This is a genomic window from Roseobacter weihaiensis, assembly GCF_020622345.1.
In the GTDB taxonomy this organism is placed as follows: Bacteria; Pseudomonadota; Alphaproteobacteria; order Rhodobacterales; family Rhodobacteraceae; genus Roseobacter; species Roseobacter weihaiensis.
Genome location: NZ_JACNMO010000041.1, coordinates 1 through 21,181 on the forward strand (window position 1 = coordinate 1; position 21,181 = coordinate 21,181).

The 21,181-nt window shown below is 59.3% G+C and carries 19 protein-coding genes and 2 pseudogenes; 10 read left to right on the plus strand and 11 right to left on the minus strand.

What is annotated here, in order from left to right; genetic code table 11:
• From H7847_RS25260 to H7847_RS25270, 3 genes and pseudogenes are all read right to left on the minus strand, one after another.
• A pseudogene (locus H7847_RS25260) lies at positions 1-559 on the minus strand (DDE-type integrase/transposase/recombinase); the annotation flags it as partial.
• 91 nt (positions 560-650) lie between these two features.
• Complete coding sequence (locus H7847_RS25265; RefSeq protein WP_227272264.1) at positions 651-950, minus strand: hypothetical protein; 300 nt, start codon at positions 948-950, stop codon at positions 651-653.
• 150 nt (positions 951-1,100) lie between these two features.
• Positions 1,101-1,478 carry a VOC family protein gene (locus H7847_RS25270; protein WP_227272265.1) on the minus strand — a complete coding sequence of 126 codons (378 nt, stop codon included), beginning with the start codon at positions 1,476-1,478 and terminating at the stop codon, positions 1,101-1,103.
• Between the two features lie 164 nt (positions 1,479-1,642).
• On the opposite strand from H7847_RS25270, the gene H7847_RS25275 reads away from it, so the two are divergent.
• Positions 1,643-2,266 carry a transposase gene (locus tag H7847_RS25275; protein WP_227272266.1) on the plus strand — a complete coding sequence of 208 codons (624 nt, stop codon included), beginning with the start codon at positions 1,643-1,645 and terminating at the stop codon, positions 2,264-2,266.
• 3 nt (positions 2,267-2,269) lie between these two features.
• A complete protein-coding gene (locus H7847_RS26900) occupies positions 2,270-2,920 on the plus strand; it encodes a transposase (RefSeq protein ID WP_264479720.1) in 651 nt (216 codons plus the stop codon).
• Here H7847_RS26900 and H7847_RS26905 read toward each other — a convergent pair.
• From H7847_RS26905 to H7847_RS25310, 6 genes and pseudogenes are all read right to left on the minus strand, one after another.
• Positions 2,804-3,148, minus strand: a pseudogene (locus H7847_RS26905) (DDE-type integrase/transposase/recombinase); the annotation flags it as partial. The gene H7847_RS26900 and the pseudogene H7847_RS26905 overlap by 117 nt on opposite strands.
• A gap of 90 nt (positions 3,149-3,238) precedes the next feature.
• A complete protein-coding gene (locus tag H7847_RS25290; RefSeq protein ID WP_227272267.1) occupies positions 3,239-4,051 on the minus strand; it encodes an NAD(P)-dependent oxidoreductase in 813 nt (270 codons plus the stop codon).
• Positions 4,048-5,199 (minus strand): tricarballylate utilization 4Fe-4S protein TcuB, encoded by a 1,152-nt coding sequence (tcuB, locus tag H7847_RS25295; RefSeq protein ID WP_227272268.1) that lies wholly within the window; start codon positions 5,197-5,199, stop codon positions 4,048-4,050. The genes H7847_RS25290 and tcuB overlap by 4 nt, the downstream gene beginning before the upstream one ends.
• Positions 5,196-6,605 carry an FAD-dependent tricarballylate dehydrogenase TcuA gene (tcuA, locus tag H7847_RS25300; protein WP_227272270.1) on the minus strand — a complete coding sequence of 470 codons (1,410 nt, stop codon included), beginning with the start codon at positions 6,603-6,605 and terminating at the stop codon, positions 5,196-5,198. Before tcuA ends, tcuB begins: the two co-directional genes overlap by 4 nt.
• Positions 6,602-7,984, minus strand: a complete 1,383-nt coding sequence (locus H7847_RS25305) for an aldehyde dehydrogenase family protein (RefSeq protein ID WP_227272272.1) — start codon at positions 7,982-7,984, stop codon at positions 6,602-6,604. The genes tcuA and H7847_RS25305 overlap by 4 nt, the downstream gene beginning before the upstream one ends.
• The gene (locus H7847_RS25310; RefSeq protein ID WP_227272274.1) at positions 7,984-9,573 is read right to left on the minus strand and encodes a thiamine pyrophosphate-binding protein; all 1,590 of its coding nucleotides are present in this window, start codon (positions 9,571-9,573) and stop codon (positions 7,984-7,986) included. Before H7847_RS25310 ends, H7847_RS25305 begins: the two co-directional genes overlap by 1 nt.
• Before the next feature lie 72 nt (positions 9,574-9,645).
• Between H7847_RS25310 and H7847_RS25315 the strand changes: the two genes are divergently transcribed.
• The 3 genes from H7847_RS25315 to H7847_RS25325 are packed head-to-tail and all read left to right on the plus strand — an operon-like array spanning position 9,646 to position 11,849.
• Complete coding sequence (locus H7847_RS25315) at positions 9,646-10,395, plus strand: SDR family NAD(P)-dependent oxidoreductase (protein ID WP_227272276.1); 750 nt, start codon at positions 9,646-9,648, stop codon at positions 10,393-10,395.
• A 4-nt stretch (positions 10,396-10,399) separates the two neighbouring features.
• Positions 10,400-11,047, plus strand: coding sequence for a GntR family transcriptional regulator (locus H7847_RS25320; protein ID WP_227272278.1), 648 nt, complete (start codon positions 10,400-10,402; stop codon positions 11,045-11,047).
• A 43-nt stretch (positions 11,048-11,090) separates the two neighbouring features.
• Positions 11,091-11,849, plus strand: a complete 759-nt coding sequence (locus H7847_RS25325) for a sulfite exporter TauE/SafE family protein (protein WP_227272280.1) — start codon at positions 11,091-11,093, stop codon at positions 11,847-11,849.
• Here H7847_RS25325 and H7847_RS25330 read toward each other — a convergent pair.
• Positions 11,839-12,744, minus strand: coding sequence for a LysR family transcriptional regulator (locus tag H7847_RS25330; protein WP_227272281.1), 906 nt, complete (start codon positions 12,742-12,744; stop codon positions 11,839-11,841). The genes H7847_RS25325 and H7847_RS25330 overlap by 11 nt on opposite strands.
• Before the next feature lie 132 nt (positions 12,745-12,876).
• On the opposite strand from H7847_RS25330, the gene H7847_RS25335 reads away from it, so the two are divergent.
• From H7847_RS25335 to H7847_RS25355, 5 genes are all read left to right on the plus strand, one after another.
• On the plus strand, positions 12,877-13,836 hold the full coding sequence (locus tag H7847_RS25335) for a Bug family tripartite tricarboxylate transporter substrate binding protein (RefSeq protein WP_227272282.1): 960 nt from the start codon (positions 12,877-12,879) through the stop codon (positions 13,834-13,836).
• A 61-nt stretch (positions 13,837-13,897) separates the two neighbouring features.
• On the plus strand, positions 13,898-14,410 hold the full coding sequence (locus tag H7847_RS25340) for a tripartite tricarboxylate transporter TctB family protein (protein WP_227272283.1): 513 nt from the start codon (positions 13,898-13,900) through the stop codon (positions 14,408-14,410).
• A 2-nt stretch (positions 14,411-14,412) separates the two neighbouring features.
• Positions 14,413-15,963: a tripartite tricarboxylate transporter permease gene (locus tag H7847_RS25345; RefSeq protein ID WP_227272284.1), complete on the plus strand. Its 1,551-nt coding sequence runs from the start codon at positions 14,413-14,415 to the stop codon at positions 15,961-15,963.
• Entirely contained in the window at positions 15,960-17,132 is a 1,173-nt protein-coding gene (locus tag H7847_RS25350; protein ID WP_227272285.1) for a CaiB/BaiF CoA transferase family protein, read from the plus strand. The genes H7847_RS25345 and H7847_RS25350 overlap by 4 nt, the downstream gene beginning before the upstream one ends.
• A gap of 525 nt (positions 17,133-17,657) precedes the next feature.
• Positions 17,658-20,003: a hypothetical protein gene (locus H7847_RS25355; RefSeq protein WP_227272286.1), complete on the plus strand. Its 2,346-nt coding sequence runs from the start codon at positions 17,658-17,660 to the stop codon at positions 20,001-20,003.
• Positions 20,004-20,235: 232 nt separating this feature from the next.
• Here the strand turns inward: H7847_RS25355 and H7847_RS25360 are convergent, their stop codons facing one another.
• Positions 20,236-21,081, minus strand: a complete 846-nt coding sequence (locus tag H7847_RS25360; RefSeq protein WP_227272287.1) for an MBL fold metallo-hydrolase — start codon at positions 21,079-21,081, stop codon at positions 20,236-20,238.
• Positions 21,082-21,181 lie beyond the last annotated feature (100 nt).

A 21,181-nucleotide genomic window follows, 5' to 3' on the forward strand; every position in this document is an offset into this window, starting at 1 on the left:
CCTCCAATGTGTCGGTGACATCCCCGGCTTTCATCGTTGTGCAGAGCTTCCACGCCACGATGTAGCGGCTGTAGTCATCGAGGATGGTCGACAGATAGAACCAGCCCCAGCCAGTCACCTTCAGGTAGGTGAAGTCCGTTTGCCCGCTGCCCGGCAGTCGCCGCTTGCGGCGATGCGGGGTATCTCATATGTCGTCTTCCCCATCCCCGAGCATGCTTTTTTTGAGCAAGCGGTTTTCCAGGGTGAGGTCGGCAACGGCCTCCTTCAGGGCTGACGCCTCGGCGCGCAGCTCCTTCACTTCGGGGCTGGTTGCCTGCCTGGCGGTGTCGCCTGCAAGGCGCTTCTTTCCCGCTTCCAGGAACTCCTTCGACCAAGAATAGTAAAGGCTCGTGGCAATCCCCTCGCGCCGGCACAACGCAGCGATACTCTCTTCGCCACGCAAGCCCTCCAACACGATGCGGATCTTTTCCTCCGCCGAATGATGCTTGCGCGTCTTGCGGCGGATGTCTTTGACGACCCGATCGGCCGTCGGTTTGTCGGTTCCAGCTTTCCGTCTCATCTTCACTCCTTGACGGTTCAGATGAGCCAGAAACCTTCCGTTATGCAAATCCCCCAATCAGGCCAAAAGGTGCTGATGTCAGACATGCACATCACCTCTGGAACTCGCCCGCCTTCTGCTGATGCGCAGGGTGCCCGGGCCATTCCCGCGCGACGCCGAGCTCTAGCGTTATCGGATTCTCGGTGCCGTTATTCCCGACCTCGACGACGTCCTCGCCAAAGAGGGATCGTTCCCGCCCTCCCCCAAGCATCCAATCCTGCCGCTCCACATCCGACCGGCACTTCTGGCTGGCATCGCCATCGTGGAGCGCGCCGGTCCGGAAATGTTGAAGATGCTTCAGGCGCATACCTTCGGGCAAAACAAAAACCGGTTCATCGAAGAAACCGACCATCTGATCAACCCGGCGTTCGGGCTACCAGGGCCTCGCCAGATGCAGTTAATTTGAGACTGGCAGCAATCGAAATCTCAAATTAAGTGCCTAGCGTATCAAAAACCGCCGCAATCTTACAATTAGGTGCCAAGTGACACTACTAACCTTTGCTCATTCGCCGAACCCTGCATCTGACCTCAACGCACATAGGTTACCATCAGGATCGACAAATTCAGCAGTTGTTCCCCATGTGTGCTCGATGATCTTCACGTTGACGCCCTTGATCTTGAGCGCCGCGCTTCTCTCTAGAACGTTCGGGACATTAAAGCGGAATTTTGTTGGATTTTGCTCGATGGTTTTTGTGTCGTCGGAAGCGAAGCCGCCGGTCTCGACCATCAAGTATGTGTCACCCAATAAGAAGGTGGTCAGTTTTTCGCCAGGACGATCAATCATGTGCAAGGTCTCCAGTTCAAGAACTGAACCGTAAAACACCACACACTCTTCATAGTTTTGTGTGAAGAGAATAATCCCTGCCATTGTAAATTTCATGTTTCTCTCGCTTTCTGGTTTTCGGCTGACGACGGCTCCTCAAGATGAGCGTACAAGCTCAAGTGAGGTTTAGATCAAGCGCTAACTTGCCTGCTAAGAAACCTTGCCTGGATCGGAGGGCGACCATCTGATTCAATCGCCCTAACAAACGGGAGGATCAGGCGATGATGGGACGGTTGGAAGCACAGGAAAACCTGTTTTACCGGTTCCAGATCGAGGATTATGTCCCCCAGACCCACCTGCTGCACAAGATCGAATGGCTGCTGGATTTTGATGCGATCCGTGTGGAACTGGCCGACCTTTACAGCTACACGGGCCGCCCCTCTGTCGATCCGGAACTGATGCTTCGTATACTGCTGATTGGCTATCTCTATGGCATCCGATCCGAACGGCGGCTGGTCGAGGAAGTTCATCTCAATCTTGCCTATCGATGGTTCTGCAAGCTGGGTCTGGAAGGCTGCGTACCGGATCGTTCAACCTTCTCGAAGAACCGGCATGGCCGGTTTGCGGAAGGTGACATCCTTCGCCGTCTGTTCGAATGCGTTGCTTTCGGATTTGTCGGCGGGACCGATGCCGCCGTTGATGGCAGCACCATCGAGGCGGATGCCAGCAAAGATCGCAAGGGTTCAACGCAAGAGGTCGAAACTCTCTGGTCCCGGAAAGAGCAGGTTCAGCGCCCCGTTGCAAAGTATCTTGCCAAGCTGGCCGACGAGGATCAGGAAACGACAAACGGCCCAAAGAAGAAACCGCCCAAATACCTCTCCGAGACCGACCCTGAAGCAGCCTAGTCATTGAAAGATGGCCCCGGCCGCTTCAGCTATGAGACCAATTACCTGGTCGACACCGATCACGGCATCATCATGGATGTCGAAGTCACACCCGCCCGGCTCAGCCAGGAAATCATTTCCGCAAAGGTGATTCTGGAGCGCAGTGCCCGACGACATAATTTCCGGCCAGATCGGATCGCGGCGGATGGATCATATGGCACCGGCTCTTTCCTCGCCTGGCTGCTCAAACGCGAGATCACCCCTCATGTTCCCGTGCTGGATCGCCAGCACCAGACCAAAGGGAAATACGACATTGGCTATTTCCAGTATGACGCTGATCGCGACAGCTATACCTGTCTTGAAGGGGGTCTGTTGCATTGTTTGGAGCGGCACCGTCGGGGCCAGAGTGTTTCGCAGTCAAGCAGCCCTTGTCGCATCGTTGAACAGATTCCGGACGAAGGCGATCTCATTCGCGACACCGGGCTCGCAAGCTGCAAAGTGACCTTTGCGAATCGCTCGAAATGTCTCGACGCCTTTCAGCATAGCTTTGGCGGTGCCGAGGCTCTGGAGCCCGCGCATTGGCGTCAGGCGGTGCTTGAGAACTGCATGGTCGCCTTCGATCCGATTGTTGAGGTGCTTTCTCGTGACGTGCCGTATCGCGTCCTCCGGACCTGATCGCGCGTTCCATTCATCGATCACCTTAGCGTAGCTATGGGCCTTGTCCGTGACAATCGTCAACGGATGATAGCACCGAACGGCGAGCAGGATCACATCTTTCGGAAATCGATGGCCTCTGAATGGGTCACGACGCGGCATGCGGCTCCTCCTTATAAGCAGGATCGCACCGATGGCTTGGCTAACGCAACAGACCCTCATCAAATGGCGCCGCGACGAGCGCAGCATCGGTCACCACACTCCAAGAGCCCACGCAAAGAACCAAATCATTCCCATACAGTGACAAAGACCCAAAAAATAGAATTCTGCTGCGCGTTTTCAACGAGCGAAAGTCCGACCTGACGCCATCTGTTCCTGACGTTGCGCGGCGCCCTTTGTGGTGGCCGACGATACCTCCAGTGCTTCCAGAAAGGCTGCACATTCGCGCAGTTCGGCGCCGCGTCGCATCCCGTGCTTTTGCATGCGCCCTAGATGGTACTTGGTGAAAACTGGCCAATCGACACCGGGCAGCCAATCCGCAAGGGTTGCCAGAAGTGGCTCGCGCGCACCGGTCTTTTCGGCCGCTTCCAGTGCTTCGGACAAAACGGCCTCAAACCCTTTGACGACGACTGACCTGAGCAATTTTGCGGCAGGTGCTGCGCCCCATTCCGTGCTTGCCACCGTCACGTTGACGCCAACCTTCCTAAGGTCCCGCGCCAGCGCCGGTGCGAATTGACCCGACAAAAGCAAAGGTGGCAGGCGCCCTTCTGCCGTCCTGCCCATCGCGACAGCCTCTACAAATGAGGCGCCTGACGGCCCTATGGCATCCCGAATAGCCAGTTTGGTTTCCGGTGAGACCGAGTTAAGATCGCAGAAAACCTGATCCTGTTTCAGGTGCTTGGCAGCTTCATGGGCAACGCTGAGCGCAGCGTCGACAGTCACCGTCGAAATCACGATATCTGCATTGATAATCGCTGCCGCCATACTGCCGGAATGGCGGGCACCGACACGTGCGGTATGCGCGCGCTGGTCTGCCGCCTTTTCTGGCTCCAACGAGCGCAGATCAAATGCCGTGACAGTTGCGCCGCCACGGATCATGACATCTGCAAATGCAGGTCCGGCCTCGGAAAACCCGATGAAGGTGATATTCATGCGCGTGTCCTTCCTTCTGTTGGCGCGGTTGCGATGGTGGTGGTGTGCGTGGCTTGTTCATGTGCATGTCGGGTCAGGGCCGCAAAGCGATAGAGCCCATGCATGAATTTGCCGTAGGGCATCGTTAGGAAGAAGGCAAAGACCGTGCCAAGGTGCAGCGCCAGCAATACCCCCATGACGGGCGTTTCGCGTAGCCAATAGAGCGCAAGGCCGGTCACGCCGAGGGCAAGCAAGGTCCACGTGAACGCGGGGCCCATACCGGTTTTGTCCTTGGGCGGTAGTGCATCGTCCCGTTTCAGATCGTACCAGATCAACCCTGCCGCCCCGATCACGAGCCCCAAACCGCCCGGCACGCCAAGCAGCTTTGGTGGCGTCCAGAACCCGTAGGGCGCGGGCCAATCAAGAAGGTAATGCATGATCGTGCCGGACGAGGTGGAAGCGAAGCAGAGAAGGAACCCGTAGAAGGCGAAGTGGTGGAATAGCCGCCGGTACCGGTCGGGCCTTGTCGATTGGGTCATGCAGCCCATGCCGCCCCCATCGAGATAGCGCAGCTTGCCTGCGTCCCGCATGGCCTGCCATAGCGCGCGGGGCGTGACAGGCATCCGGCTGCCGGTATCAGCGGACCACCAGAATTGCCGCATGCTCATCCCCATGACGAAAAGCGAAAAGAGGAAGATCGGCCCGAAAAGTGCCACCATCGCGTTATGCGGCATGACCGCGTAGAAATTGCCGCTGGCAGTCAGCGCGCCCGGATCGGACCAGAGCGCGAAGCCGAGGATGAAACCGGCGACCGAAATCATGGAAATGAGCGCTATCCAAAGCCCGTTGCGGGCAAAGATGGGTGCTAAGGCGTCCGGCCATGCGAAGCGCGCATAGCTTTCTTCGCGCAGTTCGGTCATCGCTTGAGGTAGGTTCACGCCGAATTCATGCGGCGGGGCATATTGGCAATCGTAATAGCAGGCCCCACAGTTGTGGCAGAGATTGGCGAGGTAATCCGCATCCGGCCCTTCGAATACCCGGCGTAGCTCCATGGCCGGGAACACCGCGCACAGCCCTTCGCAATAGCGGCAGGCGTTGCAGATCGTCATCTGCCGGGCGACTTCGTCCTGTTTGGCAGTGGCTAGGCTGGGCAGGTCAACGCGGCTCATTCAGCGGCCTTTCTGTTAGTCAGTGACTTTGCAGCCTGTTCCCCGGCGATGCGTCCGAAGACTGTGCCGATGGTCATGCCCAGCCCGCCCAGATATCCCTCGCCCAGAATGTTCCCGGCCATGATTTCCCCGGTGGCAAAGATATTGGGCGATGGCGTGCCGTCAAACAGCACACGCGCGTCCCGGTTCACGCGCATGCCCATGTAAGTAAAGGTGATGCCCGGTCGCAGGGTGTAGGCCTGAAAAGGCGGTTCGTTGATGGGCCGGGCCCAGTGGGTCTTGGGCGGGTCCAGCCCCTCCGTCCGGCAATCGTCGTGGATGGTGTGGTCGAATGTGCCGGGCTGGCAGGCGTCGTTGAAGGCATCGACCGCTTTGCGCACACGGTCGGTTTCGAGCCCGATTTTTGCGGCAAGCCCTTCGATTGTGTCGTCGATCACAGGCGGAAATGCGGAGGGCATGAAGAGGTCAGCCGATTTGGCATCGATGATGACATGCCCGACCTGCCCCGGCTGCGCCGCCACCAACCGCCCCCAGATTGCGTAACGCTTGGGCCAGAAATCCTCACCCTCGTCATAAAAGCGGTCGCCGTTTTCGTTCAGCACGATCCCGAAGGGCACGCAATCGAGCCGGGTGATGATCCCACCGTCGAATTTGGGCGCGCGCCCATCAATGGCGACGGAATGGAACTGATCCACGCTGCCGATCTGGTCGGCCCCGGCATCGAGCATCAGCCGCAGCACACCGCCGGTGTTATAGGGCGTGCCCCGGATCAGGAAATTCTCTGCCGCCTCGCCCCAGCCTTCCTTGAGCCAGTCGATATTGGATTCGAACCCGCCAGCCGCGGCGACAAAGGTCCGTGCCCGCACCTCCTCGCGCTGTGGGGTATCGGTTTCCCAACTGGCCTCCAAAGTGCCCCCCAGAAAGAACCCGTCTTCAACCTGAATATCCACAACACGCGTCTCGTAACGCACCTCCACGCCCAAATCCTCCGCCGTGCGGTAAAGCGCGTTCAGCATTGACCGGCCCCCACCTAGAAAGAAGGCGTTGGTCCGCCCTAGGCTGAGCGTGCCGCCAAGCGAGGGCTGGAACCGGACGCCTTGTGCTTCGAGGAAGTCCCACACCTCCTTGGAGCGTTGCAGCGTCATTTCGGCGAGTTCGGGATCGGTGTTGCCCTTCGTCACCCGCATCAAATCGTCGAGATATTCATCAACCGGGTAGGGCCCGGTCAGGATGCCGTTGCCTTCATCATGGGCAACGCGGCAATTGCGGGTATGGCGCGTGTTGCCGCCGCGCATGGCCATGGGGGCCGCTTCGGCGATCAGCACCCTGGTACCTTCCCGCGCCGCGCAGATAGCGGCGCAGAGGGCGGCGTTGCCGCCGCCGGCGATCAGGACGTCGTAGGTCATGACAGGCCGGACACGGTGACCAACCGCTCCTCCGTCATCTCTCGGATCGCGTAGCGCGGGCCTTCCTGTCCAAAGCCGGACTCCTTGACCCCGCCATAAGGCATCAGATCAACGCGCGAGGATGATGTTTCGTTGATATGCACGCCGCCCACGTCCAGCTGCCGCGCCGCATCAAAGGCGGTTGTGATATCCTGTGTGAACAGCCCCGTGGCCAACCCGTAAGGCGTCGCATTCACCCGCGCTACGGCCTCGCCCACGTCGGCCACAGGGATCACCGCGGCGACAGGGCCGAAAGCCTCTTGCGTCAGATACCTCTCGGACGGGCGCGCGATGATCGTTGGGGATATGACGGCGGCGTCCCTTGTCCCGCCCAAGATGATATCGGCTCCTTCCAGCATGCCCTCAACCTGTTCTGCTGCGGTTTCAGAGATCATTGGCCCCACATCAGTTGCGGGGTCCAGTGGGTCGCCCGCGCGCAAGGTCTTGGCCGCCGTGACATACCGGTCAAGAAACGCATCATGCACCTCCTGCGCCACATAAAGCGTCTGGATCGAGGTGCAGACCTGCCCCGCCTTGCGGAAACTCGCACCGGCGCATTTCTGGGCTGCCGCATCAATATCAGCGTCCGCTAAAACGATGGTCGATGCGATAGAGCCAAGCTCCATCTGCGTGCGCCGCAACCCAACTGCGGCATGGATCGCGGCACCCACGCGAGTTGAGCCGGTAAAGGCGTAGAAAGCAGGCCGTGGGTCGGCCAACAGCGCCTGCGCCACATCGGGTCCGCCTTGCACCACCTGCACAGCATCCGGTGGAAAGCCTGCATCCAGCAGCGCCTGCCCAAGATAAGCTGCCGGACCGGGCGTCTTTTCGGACGGCTTCAGGATCAAGGCATTGCCGGCCGCCAAAGCGGGACCGACCTTGTGACAGGGCGTGTTCAAAGGCGCGTTGAAAGGTGTGATCGCAACGACGACACCCACCGGTACGCGCATGGTAAACCCAATGCGGCCCTGAATGGCCCCGTCAAACGGCACCATCTCTCCGCTGATCCGGGTTGCTTCCTCCGCAGACAGACGCAGGGTCGCCAAGGCGCGGTTGATCTCACCGTCTGCGTCTTTCAGCGGAAACCCGGCCTCAAGCACCATGGCCGCGCGGATCGCATCACGCCGCTCAGCAATCAGGTCAGCAGCACGGCGCAGGCATGCGGCCCGCTCCGGCGGCGGTGGCGGAATATAGGCGACAGCCGCATCGATAGAATTGGTAACATCCGATGCCGTGGCGGCGGGCAGATCATAGGCATTGGTCAGGTTGAACTTATCCAACACAGGGATCAGATCACCACCGTCGCGCCAAGCGCCGTCAATCAGGCTTGCGACTTGCATCAGAACTGCGCTGCATATTGGGCCGGGTCGATCCGGGCACCGATGACCAGCGGCGTTTCACCGGGAGCAGCCGCCAACGCATCCGCCAGCGCGGTTTCAGTTTCCGCCATCACCCCATTACAACCCATTGATGCCGCCAGTGGCTCAATCGCCGTTTCCTCAATAATCGTGCCGGTGGACGGCACCTGTTTGGCCATCTGTTTCAGCTCAATCCGGTTGAGCGAGTTATCCACGAATACCAGCACTTTCAGACCCAGTTTCAACGTCGCCGCCAGGCGCAGCTCACTTTGTACCATGGCCAGACCACCGTCGCCCGTAAAGGCCACAACCGGCGTGTCACGATGCACATGCTTGGCCACGATACCTGCAGGCAAGCTGAACCCCATGGAGCTGAGCCCGTTGGTCATCAAGAAGCGGCGCGGCCCAGAGGGCTGCCAACCCTGCCCCACGAGCAGCTTGTGCGACCCGACATCGACGCTCACAATCGTGTTAGACGGCAGCACATCACGCGCGACCCGGATCACGTCGGAGGGGTTCAGGATCCCGGTGACCCGGCCATCATCAAACGCCGCCGCAAGACGCGCGCGGTGTGTAGCGATGTCCGCCTCTGCCCAGCCAGCGGCTTCTTTCGTGGCATCGGTCAACATCATCAACGCAGCGTCAATGGGGCCAACAATCTCGGTCTCGGCGGCATAGACCTGATCAATGTTTGGCACCTGATCGATATGCAGAACAGGCGCCTTGACCGACCATGGCTTGATCAACTCGACCGGATCGAAGCCCGCACAGATCACCAGATCGGCAGACTGCATGAATTCCCACATCACGGCCTGACAGGCCATATCCAGCGTTCCCGCAAAGCGGGGGTGGTTTTCATCGACCGTGCCCTTGGCCATCGGGGCGGCGACAATCGCTGCACCGATCCGGTCGGCGAGGGCGGTGATTTCGGCCCCCGCCGCTTCCTGCATCGCAGAAATCCCGAACAGGATGATCGGGCGTCGTGCCTTCGCAATCATCGCCGCGGGCGGGGTGCCGGCATGGACAAGCTGCGCTATGGTCATGGCCTTCAGCGGCGGTGGGATGATGTCTCCCTCGACCTCAGCCGTAACATGATCGGCATGCATCGTCAGGTGTACCGGGCCGGGCCTTGGGGCCATCGCCAGACGCAGCGCACGGCGCAATACCGGGTCTGCCGCGTTAGGCGTCAAATCGGCGGCCCATTTCGACACCGGCGCGAAAAGCGCGCGTTGATCCACAACCTGATGGGTGAATGTAGCCACGCGTTGCGTGTCAATTTGGCCGGATATCGACAACATGGGAACCCGATCCAGATGCGCATTCGCCACCGCATTCACCAGATTAGTCGAACCGGGCCCAAGCGTTGACAACACCGCCCCTGGACGCCCTGTCAGCATACCCCAGGCTTCGGCCATAAAACCGGCTGTGCCCTCGCGTCGGGCCAGAATGAACTCCGTCCCTTCCGTCCGGCACGCCTCTAGAAACCCCACGGACGGATCGCCCGGATAACCGAAAATCGTTTTGGTTCCAGCAGCTTGCAGGGCGCGCACAGTGGCTTCGGACAGATTCACGTGGATGGCTCCTTGTCAGCGATTCCTTAATTGGATACAGATGTATGCAATTTAATGCAACGGAGAGAGTCGATGGATTTGGACCTGCGCAGCAAAGCTGCTGTAGTGACAGGCGGAAATGCAGGAATAGGTCGAGCCATCGGTCGCATGCTTGCCGATGAAGGAACCCGTGTCCTGCTAACAGGACGCAACACCGAGACGCTGGAGACGGCCAAGTCGGGAATTAAGGCGAAGGGCGGCGAAGCACACACGATGATCGCGAACCTATACAATGAAGCGGTCGCACAAAGCATCTATGCGGGCGCAAAGGACGCGCTCGGCCATGTCGATATTCTGATAAACAATGCAGGCGGGTCCCGCCCCTTCGGCAAGGACGCGACAGAGGAACAATGGGACGAAGCACTGACGCTGAACTTCATCCGGCCCCGGCAGATCGCGCATGCGTTCCTGAAAGATATGCAGGACAACGGCTGGGGCCGGATCATCAACATCACCGGTAAATCCGAACCCGAAGGTGTGAACGGGGCCTTCTGCGCCAAGGCGGGCATTCATTCTTGGGCCAAGGGGCTCAGCCGCGAAGTCGGGAATGATGGCATTACGGTGAACTGCATTGCGCCGGGGCGGATTATGTCGGACCAGATCAGGCGCAACTACTCGCCCGAATACCGCGCCGAACAATCGCGCAAGGAAATCCCCGTGGGTCGTTATGGCGAACCCGAAGAACTGGCTGCGCTGGCCGTGTTTCTCGCGTCCCCCCTTGCAGTATATATCACGGGTACGATGATTGCGGTGGACGGCGGACTCAGAAAGTATCAATTCTGATCCAATGAAAAAAACCTCTGCCCCAACTTCTGCCTATGAACAACTGCGCGCACGCATCCTGAACGGTGAGATACGCCCGGGCGACCGGTTGCGCGAAGTTGAATTGGCCGAAGATCTGGGCCTGTCTCGCACGCCGGTGCGCGAGGCGATCCGGCGACTGGAACAGGATGGGATTGTCGAACATGCCGCTCATAAGGGTGCGGTTGTGCGGCTTCTCGATCAAAGTTCCATCACGGAGCTTTATACCATCCGCGAGGTGTTAGAGGGCACGGCCGCACGGCTGGCCGCCCAACACGCATCAGAGATAGAGATCGAGGCGCTGGAAGAGGTGTTGGCCACACAGCCCCCCGAAAGCGACGATCTGGATGCAGTGGAGGCGAGCCGACGGAACGCAATCTTTCATGGCGTAGTTGGACAGGCAGCGCATAACCGCTTTCTTTTGTCTGCGATAGACGGGATTGCGAGCGCGCTAACATTGCTGGGGCCCACCACGCTAAGCATAAAAGGCCGGATCGATGCGGCGCGCAACGAACATCAGGCGATACTGTCTGCGATCGCCGCACGCGATGCCGACGCGGCAGAAAACGCTGCGCGTGCGCATATTCGATCCGCATACCGGGCACGGCTGCGGCTGATCTACGATGTTGCGTGAGGCACCGTGATCGAAGCCATGCCGCGATGCAAAAGGTCAATCAATGGATATGACGGCTATCCTCGCGCTTGACCCCACGATCCTCTGCGCTGTTCTGGTGGCAGCAATCGTCACATCGGCAATCCATGGGGCGACGGGCATTGGCGGTGGCTTCCTGATGGCCATCATTCTCGCGCCGTTGATCGGTGTTGTCGCCACCGTGCCGGTTCTGGCCGTTGCCTTGACCATCAGCGGCGTCGCCCGAGTGTTTTTTAACCGCGACGCGCTGCATTGGGGGGCGTATCGGGCGGTGATGACGACCACGATCCCCGGCGTGGTCATCGCAGCCACGATCTATGTTCTTCTCAACGCCACAGTCATCGCCATCATTCTGGGCGCAACCATTCTCGGCTCCGTCCCGTTGCGGCATTGGGCGGCGCGCCGGGAAATCCGGGCGGGGCGCGGGGCGCTGATGGGGGCAGGCAGCGTTTATGGCCTCGCCTCTGGCGCATCGATCGGGGCGGGCATGCTGCTGATCCCGTTCCTGACCGGCTATGGGCTGAACCGGCGGGAATTCGTGGGCACCCTAGCGGCCATTGCACTGACGATGAACATAACCCGTACAAGCGTTTATGGCTCGGCCGACCTTTTGAGCGACGGCTGGTTTGCGCTGGGTGTTCTGTGCGGTCTGGCGACGCTACCAGGCAACTGGATCGGGCAAAAACTGTTGCGCGGCATGGGGGATGCACGCCATCAGACCGCTATTGATGTTCTAACGATATTCGGCGGGTTGAATTTCTTTCGGATTGCCATCACTGGGTGAATCCCATCTCCTCAAGGAACGCGTCGGCGCGTTCGCGCACGATACCTTCCAGCGCCTTTGCTTCGGGGCTGCTGGTACGCCCGCGCAGAAAGTGCATGCCGAACGCCATCGGATACCATGGCGTGATCGGCACCGCCGCCAAGCGCCCCGGAAAACCGGTCGACACCATCGGATCGCAGATCGTCACACCCGCCCCAAGGGACACAAGCTGACAGGCCAGATGGGTCTGGCTGACCTCCACCGCGGGCCGCAAAATGGTGTTGGCATGACCAAAAATCGCTTCGACCTGGCTGCGCAGTGCGGTGCCAACCGTCAGTGCGATAAAGGGTTCATCTGCCAGATCCTCGACCGTCAGGGCGGTCGCGTCCGCCAGGCGGTGGTCCACGGGCAACACCGCGACGGCAGGCAATTCGAACAATAGCCTTGTATCGATATCCGGGTGCTGTGCTGGCAAGGTGGACAGTCCCAGATCAAACCGCTGGCCCGTAATCCACGTTTCCAGAAGCCGCCGCGGCTGAATATCGACGGACAGCGCTACATCCGGATGCGCTCTCTTGAATGCGGTGATCACGGGACCGGTAATGGCCGTGCTGAGACGCGGCATGGAAATCAATCGCAAACGCCGCCGTGCACCAGCGCGAATCTCATCTGCAAAATCGGTGATACGGCGCAGCCCTGACAGGATTGGCTGCACCTCCTGCAGAAAGGCGCGCCCGGTTTCGGTTGGGCGCAACTGACGCCGGGACCGATCAAAGAGAACTAGGTCTAATTCCGCTTCCAAGGCGGTGATCTTGCGTGACAGCGCGGGCTCTGATAGATTCAGGACCCGCGCTGCAGCATTCAGTGAACCAAGCTCGACGACGGTCTCAAAGGCGCGCAACGCATCGGGTTTCATAATATCTGCCTTTCTTGCAATTTGCGCAAGAAAAACCAAAAACTTAGCAATTGTAAACGGCTTTACGGCATGTAAACCTCTAATAATCAGGCATTGCGCACCTAAGACGCGGCCTGCAAGGGAGTACCAAGAATGAAGATTTTTTTGCTTTCCACGGCAATCACAGCGCTGACAACAGCAGCTTTCGCCGACTATCCTGAACGCCCCATCCGTCTGATGGTCGGCTTCTCGGCCGGGGGTGGCACAGATACATCGGCCCGCGGGTTTGGGTCTTTCACCGCCGAAGCACCGACCATGAACGGCATGCCTATGGTGATTGTCAATCAGCCCGGAGGGTCCGGTCTGCAAGCGGCGCAAACCGTGGCCAATGCAGATCCGGACGGATACACGCTTTACATTATCAACAACGGCACCATGTCTGGTGCTTCGCTGTCCACGCCAGAGGCGGGGTTCGATCCACGCGAGAGCCTCGTGAACCTCGGCTGCGTGACGCAACTGGTGACAGGCTTACACATCCCGGCAGAGCATCCTGCTCAGAGTGCTGCTGAATGGGTCGAATCCGTGCGCGACAACGGCGAAATCGTGCGCTGGTCGACATCCGGTGCTGCGACGATGCACGCGGTGGTGGGCCACCTGTTCATGAATGCAAACGGGATTGACCATCAGGTCGTGCCTTTCCGTGGCGGCTCCAACGCGCGCAATGCGCTGGTGGCTGATGACGTGACCGCCAGCTTCAATGGCAACCAACTGATTTCGGGGTTCGAGGAAGACATCAAGGTGCTGGGCGTGCCATCGCTGGAACGCGACCCCGCCAATCCTGATGTGCCCACCTTTGCCGAACAGGGGCTGGAGGCGCTGAACGTTACCGGACCGATGTGCCTCTATGGCCCCGTCGGTCTGCCGGATGAGGTTGTCGCCGACGTGTCCGCCGCCGTCGAAGCGGTGACCGAACTGGAAGGCTTCGGGCGTTTCATGGGCCGGTCCGGTCTGGCGGCCATGCATCTGCCCCCTGAAGAAGGGACGGAAAACCTCAATCGCCTGATGGAAACCTTTGCGCCCGTGATCGCCGAGATTGCCGAAGCGCAGCAATGAGTTCTCCCTGCGTCCGGGCGCCCTTAGGGGCCCCGGCGCGTTATTGATTGTTCGACATGTCATGAATTACCGCAGCCACATTGACCTGGGCGTTGCCACCACTGTCATCATCATCGGCGCTATCTTTGCACTTGAAGCCTGGCGCATCGACCCCGCGTCATACGAGGCCATCGGGCCCAGAGCCGTACCGGTCTTTCTGGCTTGTCTAATGATCGGTCTGGGGGCGCTGATCGGTGTCTCCGCCTTCGCGTCCAAGGACCAGACCACAGCCGCGGAAGAGGCCGATTTCGGCTTTCACAACAGCGATATCCCCCGGGTCTTTGCCGTTATCGGTGCCGGCGCGGTCACCACGCTGGTGTTCTGGGCTGCTGGTTATCTGGTGGCGATGATCCTTGGCACCCTGCTGATGCTTTGGGTGTTCGGGGTGCGTGCGCCGCTGGTGCTGATCCTTGTCGCCATTGTTGCTGGCGTCGTTTACCAGTTTGTTTTTATGGGCCTGATGGGGCTACTTGACCCACGTGGCGCACTGATCGATCTGCGCTGGCTATCGCGCCTGATCACACCGGGATCCTGACCATGGACGCAGTTACAGACCTGATCGGCGGCTTTCAGATGCTGTTCGGCGACCCGCAGGCGGTGTTTTTCACCCTTCTAGCAGCCTTTGTTGGGATCATCTTTGGTGCCCTGCCCGGCCTGACCGCAAGTGCGGCCATCGCAATGCTCCTGCCTCTGTCCTTCTACCTCGGTCCCCTACCCGCGCTGGCGTTCCTTTATGTCATCGGAAAATCGGGGCGCTACGGTGGCTCCATTGCAGCGATCCTGTTCAACACGCCGGGCACCGCGGCAAGTGCGGCCACCATGATGGACGGCCACCCGATGGCCAAGCGCGGGCAACCCAACCGGGCCCTGCGCACGGCCACCGTGGCATCTGTCTTTGGCGACTACACAGGTGAGATCATCCTGATCTTCGGCGCCGTCTGGATCGCGCAATACACGCGGACCTTCGGCCCGACCGAGTATTTTGCCATCTATCTCATGGCCTTCGTGGTCATCGGATCGGTCGTGGGCAAATCCATCGTAAAGGGGCTTTTATCCACCATCCTTGGCGCGCTAGTCGCGCTGATCGGAACCGACGTCATCACCAACACCCCCCGGCTGACCTTTGGCACCCAAGACATGCGAGACGGCATGTCGCTGGTTCCGCTGCTGATCGGCGTCTTCGTGATTTCCGAAATCATCATCCAGGCCGAACGGATGGGCAAGGAAACCCTAGTTGATGCCGGTCTGGCCGACGAACACAAGAATGACCGGCTCAGCTTTGGCGAAGTGCGGCGCTTGATCCCGCTGATGTTCCGCTCTTCGATCATGGGGTCGTTTATCGGGATGATGCCGGGACTCGGCTCATCCGTGGCCTGCTTTGTCGCCTATGGCGAAGAAAAGCGGCGCGCGGCCAACAAGGATGACTGGGGCAAAGGCGTGATCGAAGGGATCGCCGCACCGGAATCGGCCAACAACGCCGTCTCTGGCCCGTCGATGATCCCGCTTCTGACATTGGGGGTGCCCGGATCAACTGTTGCGGCCGTGTTGATCGGGGTCTTCCTGATCCACGGCATTCAGGTCGGACCACTCCTATTCAGTGACACCAACATGATCATCACCGATACCGGCGATTTCTTTTCGTCCCGCGAACTGATCTTCGCGCTCTTTGCGGCGGGCCTTCTGGGCATTGCAGCCTATGGGATCATGGGGTTCTGGGGCGGGCCGCTGATCGGCAAGACCATTGCGCGCATCCCGCCCAACTACCTTTATCCGTTCATCTTTCTCACAGCAGTCGCCGCCAGTTATTCCGCCCGCGCCTCTGTTCTGGACGTGGCCATCGCGCTGCTTTTCGGGGTTGTGGGCTATGCCATGCGGCGGACGGATTTCGCCCCGGCGGCCTTTGTTATCGCCTTCGTGCTTGCCCGCCCGATGGAGGAAAGCTTCCGCCAGGCACTCCTGCTCAGCGATGACGGCGCGCTGATCTTCCTCAAGGAGCCGGTCGCTGGCGGCTTCCTCGCGGTCGGTGCGCTGGTCGTCATCCTGCGGATCATCGGGCAACGCCGGCAGGCCCGCGCCATCCCCACATGAGCACAGAGGCGACAAACCAGCCCCTCGCCGGCTACAGGGTCATCGATTTCACCCATGTGCTGGCCGGTCCCGCCTGCGGTTATATGCTCGGGCTGCTTGGGGCCGAGGTGATCAAGGTCGAAAGCCCGCGCGGCGACGCCATGCGCTGGCGCGGGGGGACCGACAAGGATGCCGCCGCACAGGGCCGCTCGACCGCTTGGCAAACGCAGGCCGCCGGAAAACGGTCCGTGGTGCTTGACCTCGAAACCAGCTTCGGGCGCACAGCCATGCACCGGCTTTTGGACACGTCCGATGTGCTGGTCGAAAACCATCTTCCCAAGACGCTCGCCCGATTGGGGCTCGCCGATCTGGACCAGCGCTTTCCCCGGCTGATCCACTGCGCCATGACCGGATATGGCCGAGGCGGCGACCTACAGGATGCGCACGCCTATGACGTCAATATACAAGCCGCTTGCGGCCTGATGACCATGACAGGCACGGCGGATACGGGGCCGTTGCGCACAGGTGCGCCCGTGATGGATTACGGCACAGCCCTGGCCGCTGGCTTCGCCATTTGCGCGGCCCTGCTACAGCGGGAACGCACCGGCACGGGCGCGTTGGTCGATGTGTCCATGTATGAGACAGCAATGGTCCTGATGGCCTCCGCGGTGACGGATATGACCGCCACCGGGCGGGTTCCCAAACCACGGGGGAACGCGGCCAATTCCAGAAGCGCCATGTCAGGTACGTTTCCCTGCAGGGACGGTCTGCTATCGCTGGGCGTCAATGAACCGCATCAATTCAATGCGCTTGCCATTGCGTTGGACCGTGCCGATTGGCTGGATGATCCACGCTTTGCCACGGATGCCGCCCGGGCCTCATATGCGGCAGAGCTTGAACAGGCGCTGCTGGCCGCATTGCAGGCCGATATCGCCGATCGCTGGGAAAACCGTCTGCGCACAGCGGGTGTCGCCGCCGCCGCCCTGCGCGGTCTGGACGCCGCCGTCGCCCTGCCGCAGCTTGAGGCACGGGGGTTTTTCTACGATCTGCCGGGGGGGGGACGTGCGCCTACCTTGCCATTTCGCGTGGGGCCAACGGCGCATCACCCCCATGATCCGCCCAAGAACCTTGGCGCTGATACTGAGGCGATACTGGCAGAGCTCGGGCTGGAATTACCCCACGATCCCTGAAAAGCAAAATGCCGGGCCTTAGACCCGGCATTTCTGTCACTGTACCCTAATAAATCAGAATCTGCGGGTTCAGGGCGTTCTGGGGCGTTTTTGTACCCTTAATTACAATATATCCACAGGTTCCGCGCCCTAAGATTTGATGACACGTGAGTTCTTCCAAATTGCATCGGCGCGCGTCAGAAGCGCTTGGCGATTTGCGTCTGCTCCAAGCTCGGAGATGGCCAGCCAGGCTGCCTGCAAAGCGCTCTCGGATATAATTGGTCGGCTCGATCCATGTGTTTCCTGCCTAGGCGGATGCACTGTTTCACTCGGTCTTGGAAGACGTATATCGAGGTCCTGTGACAATCCACGAATCCGCTCGATCACCCGACGATGCTGAGGAAAGGCGCGGCGCATTTCCCGGGCAACCCTGTCGTTGCCCCGCAGGATGATGGCGACACCCAACAAGGGATGGATCGTGCCTACACCGGCTGCGGCAAGCGCCAACAGCCTTTCGCGCTCGTTCCCGGAGGTGAGTGACCAAAGATGCCCGATCTTAACCGCAGGAGTGAGCTTGTCGAGGCGCTTCAGGCTGCCCGCCTAAAGTTCGGTGTTCGCCTTGTTTTGACAACCCAGGAACCGATTTCCCTACCAACAATCTTGCACGGCGAGATAATCCGCCTTCTTCAACCCGATTCTATCCAATCGCAACGCTTGGTCGCGACCCATCTGGGTCGCGAATTGACTGACAACGAGCGAAGGTCTGTAGAAGTTGTCGCCACAGCCCATGACGCAGCGGTGCTGGCAGACGTGTTCGGGACACCCTCCAAAATCGACGGCCGGTTCGCCTTGTATCACAGCTTCGTCCGGAAACGTTTGCATGATGGGTCCGCAGAAGAGGTGGAGCGCTCGCTGGCGGCGCTCGCAACGTCAATGCGCTTGAATTTCGTCTCATCGCTTCCTGTTCCGGCAGCCGAACGCATGCTCGACGGGAACAAGCCGATAATAAAGGAAGCAGCTTGCTCCGCCGGTCTGATCCGAACCCATGACAACCAATTGGCGTTTCGCCACGAATTGATTGCAGATTTTTTCGCTGCTGCTGAAATTCTCCATCGCGCGAAGAGCGCCGAAGAACTGAGCGAAATTGCGCGTCAACCAATCAATGCAGAGCTCCGGGAATTCCTGCTTGGAGGCTGTGGAACCACTTCCGAAATAGAAGCAATGATCGGCAAGGAGCCAGATCCCCGGTTGCTGCGAGCAGCCTTTCTGGGCCACGCAGGCCAGAAAGCTCGCAACTACGTCATCGGTCGTCTGCGTGATCTGATCAGCGTGCTCAGGCGGAACTATAGTAAAGTAACCCTGGCTCTTCCCGAGGGCTTGTCCAGTGCGCGCGATTTGAGTTCTCTAGTTCCGAGTTTCCCCGACGAATTGGAAAATGGTGAAATTGACAAAACATACTTGGGCCTTATCCCATACGCGTTGAGCGATAGCTTGCTCCCCAATTTGTTAGATCTTTTCGCTTCCGTTGACCGTAGACTTTCCAGTGAGGCGCAACGCCTCCGAAGTGTCCACCCCGACTTGCGAATATCGTGGCACGCCGCAGCCTATGGGTCGGTATACGGCATGCATTATCACCATGCAGGCGGACGCGACCTGCAACAATTGCTCCAAGGTATCCAAAACCGGGGGTTTTACGGGAGCGATGGCGTGCCGGTTCTTCATCTAGAAGGCTATTTCGATAGCTTTGAAACGCTCAGCCCCGGCCAGATTTTTTTGCTCGTCGGAGCACTCCGTGCTGCAAGTAACGCCTCGCTGCCATCTCGTTTCGTGGAACTGGTCCAGCATATTTGGGATCTGCGCATCTGCCACTTGAGGCTTCTTATCTGCGATGTCATCCGCTTTCGGGGATCCGAACTACCGCGAAATCAGCGTCAGGCTATATCGGAGGCACTTCACGGATGGATGTCCAACCAGAACATTTTCATCAACAGCATAATCATTGATGCGCTGGAAGGGGTGGATGGAATCGAGATTGAAATCACTGTCGAGGATGCTGTCGAGGAGTATGAGTCGGTGCTTGCGCTTCCCGACACGCCGGAGGCCTGTGCCCTTGCATTGGGTGCCATAACGCGCACCTATGACCATCCATTCCGAGACATCTATTGGGAGGCCTTTTACGAAGCGCTTCCAGTCGAGAAGCGGCAGCGACTTCTTTTACGTGGGTTGCGTGACGAGCGGCGCGACCCTTGGTCCATTGACGATGTATTGCGCGCGTTGCTAAGGGAGCCCACAGCTGCGGCAGCCCCCGAGTTGCAAAAGCTTGCACAGATACCGATCGTGGAGAGCCATTCGCCTCAGCTCGCGTTAAATGTTTACGCCAATTCCATCGCGTTGTTGGCCAAACTTGCAGTACCTCTTGCACTCCCTGATCCGCCACCCAGCAATCCAGCTAACCAAGCCTGGTATCGTGCGGCGCCTCTCATTTATGCTCTGAATATCGATCCAACATTGTCGTCGGGAAAGATGGCCGCAGAAGTTGATAATTTTCGCGCCTGTGGAGCAGCCGAAGCCTTTGATGTGGTCCAACGATTGACCCGCGAGAGGAGAAATATGTTACGACTGGCAAATGTCGAATTCGAAAGCTCGTGGCCGGATCTGATCCTAGAACTCTGCCGTGCTGTGCTGTCGCCTGACTATGCACCCGCCTCCATTTTCGAGCGCGTCTTTCCTGACCGAACGCTTGTCGATGACCACCTAGAACTCGCCCTTTCACTACTTGCGAAGGTCGGGCGGGCAACCGATATCACGCTCGTGAGCACGTGGCTCAATCACCCAAAACACGGCGAACGCGCGCTGCAGGCAGCTTGTTCTCTCGAACAGCAATCACATTAGTTTGTCTCCTGTCCTGAAGTCTCCAACCTGTTCTAGTTCTGTGCATCCGTTCTGTGCGTCAGCAAGATCCCGATTAAACGCACCAGAAACCAGTGGTTATGCGAAGCCGACTTTGGTCTGGACACGGTCGAATGTCAGGTAAGGGCCGCCCGCGACGACCGCTGGCCAGCTTTTCACAGCAAACTGCCCAAATTCTGGCGACGTTTGAATCCACCCGGCAAGGGCTTGATTCCTAATTGTCCTCCTCCCACCGGAACACATCGCCATTAGCTTTCACGCGACCGATGGAGGGCAAGGTGAAATGAGTGCCGAGGACGCGGCGGTCGGCCTCGGAAGCAGCCTCGAGCAGAGCGAGGCGGGAGTTGACGGCCTGTTCGGGATCGGTGTCATAGGTGAAGTGCCAGTCGGGGTGCCAGCATTGCGCTGATGTGTGCAGGGCGTCACCAGTGATAATCGCCTCTGCTGCACCGCTTTTGACCAGAACCGAAACGTGGCCGGGTGTATGACCAGGCGTGTCGATAAGGGTGACGTAATCGCCAAGCTGGTGGCCGGGGGTGACCATCTCGCTTTTACCCGCAGCAATCACCGGCAACACGCTTTCGGTGTAGCTGTCGGAGGCCATTTTCGAGAACACGGAGTTGTCGGCGTCGGGCAGCAGGTAACGGGCGTTTGGGAAGGTTGGCACCCAGCGGCCATCCTCGAGTTTGGTGTTCCAGCCGACATGGTCTGTGTGCAGATGGGTGCAGAGTACATAGTCGACATCGCTCGGAGTGGCACCGGCGGCGGCGAGTGATGCCATGAAACGGCTGTCGTTTCGACCGCTCCAGGGAGGATAGCGGTTGGTCTTGTGATTGCCCACGCAGGCATCGACGAGGATTAGATGCGAAGGGGTATTCAGAAGGAAGCCCTGTATGGGCAGGATGAGCCCGCCAGAGGTGGGGCAGATAGCGCCAGGATCGTGAGCCGCAATCAGTTCGGCGACGTTAGGTACGTAGGGGAATAGGTCCTTGGCGGGGAGATAAGGAGCGTTGATTTCGAGGATGCGCCAGATTTCAACGTCTCCGATACGGCACAGCATGAAGAGCCTCCCTTGTTTTTTACAATGTGCGCATGTTTGGCGTGAATGACCAGAGTCGCCAGGATCGCGCGAAAGCGGTAACACGGCATTGCCAGCAAGC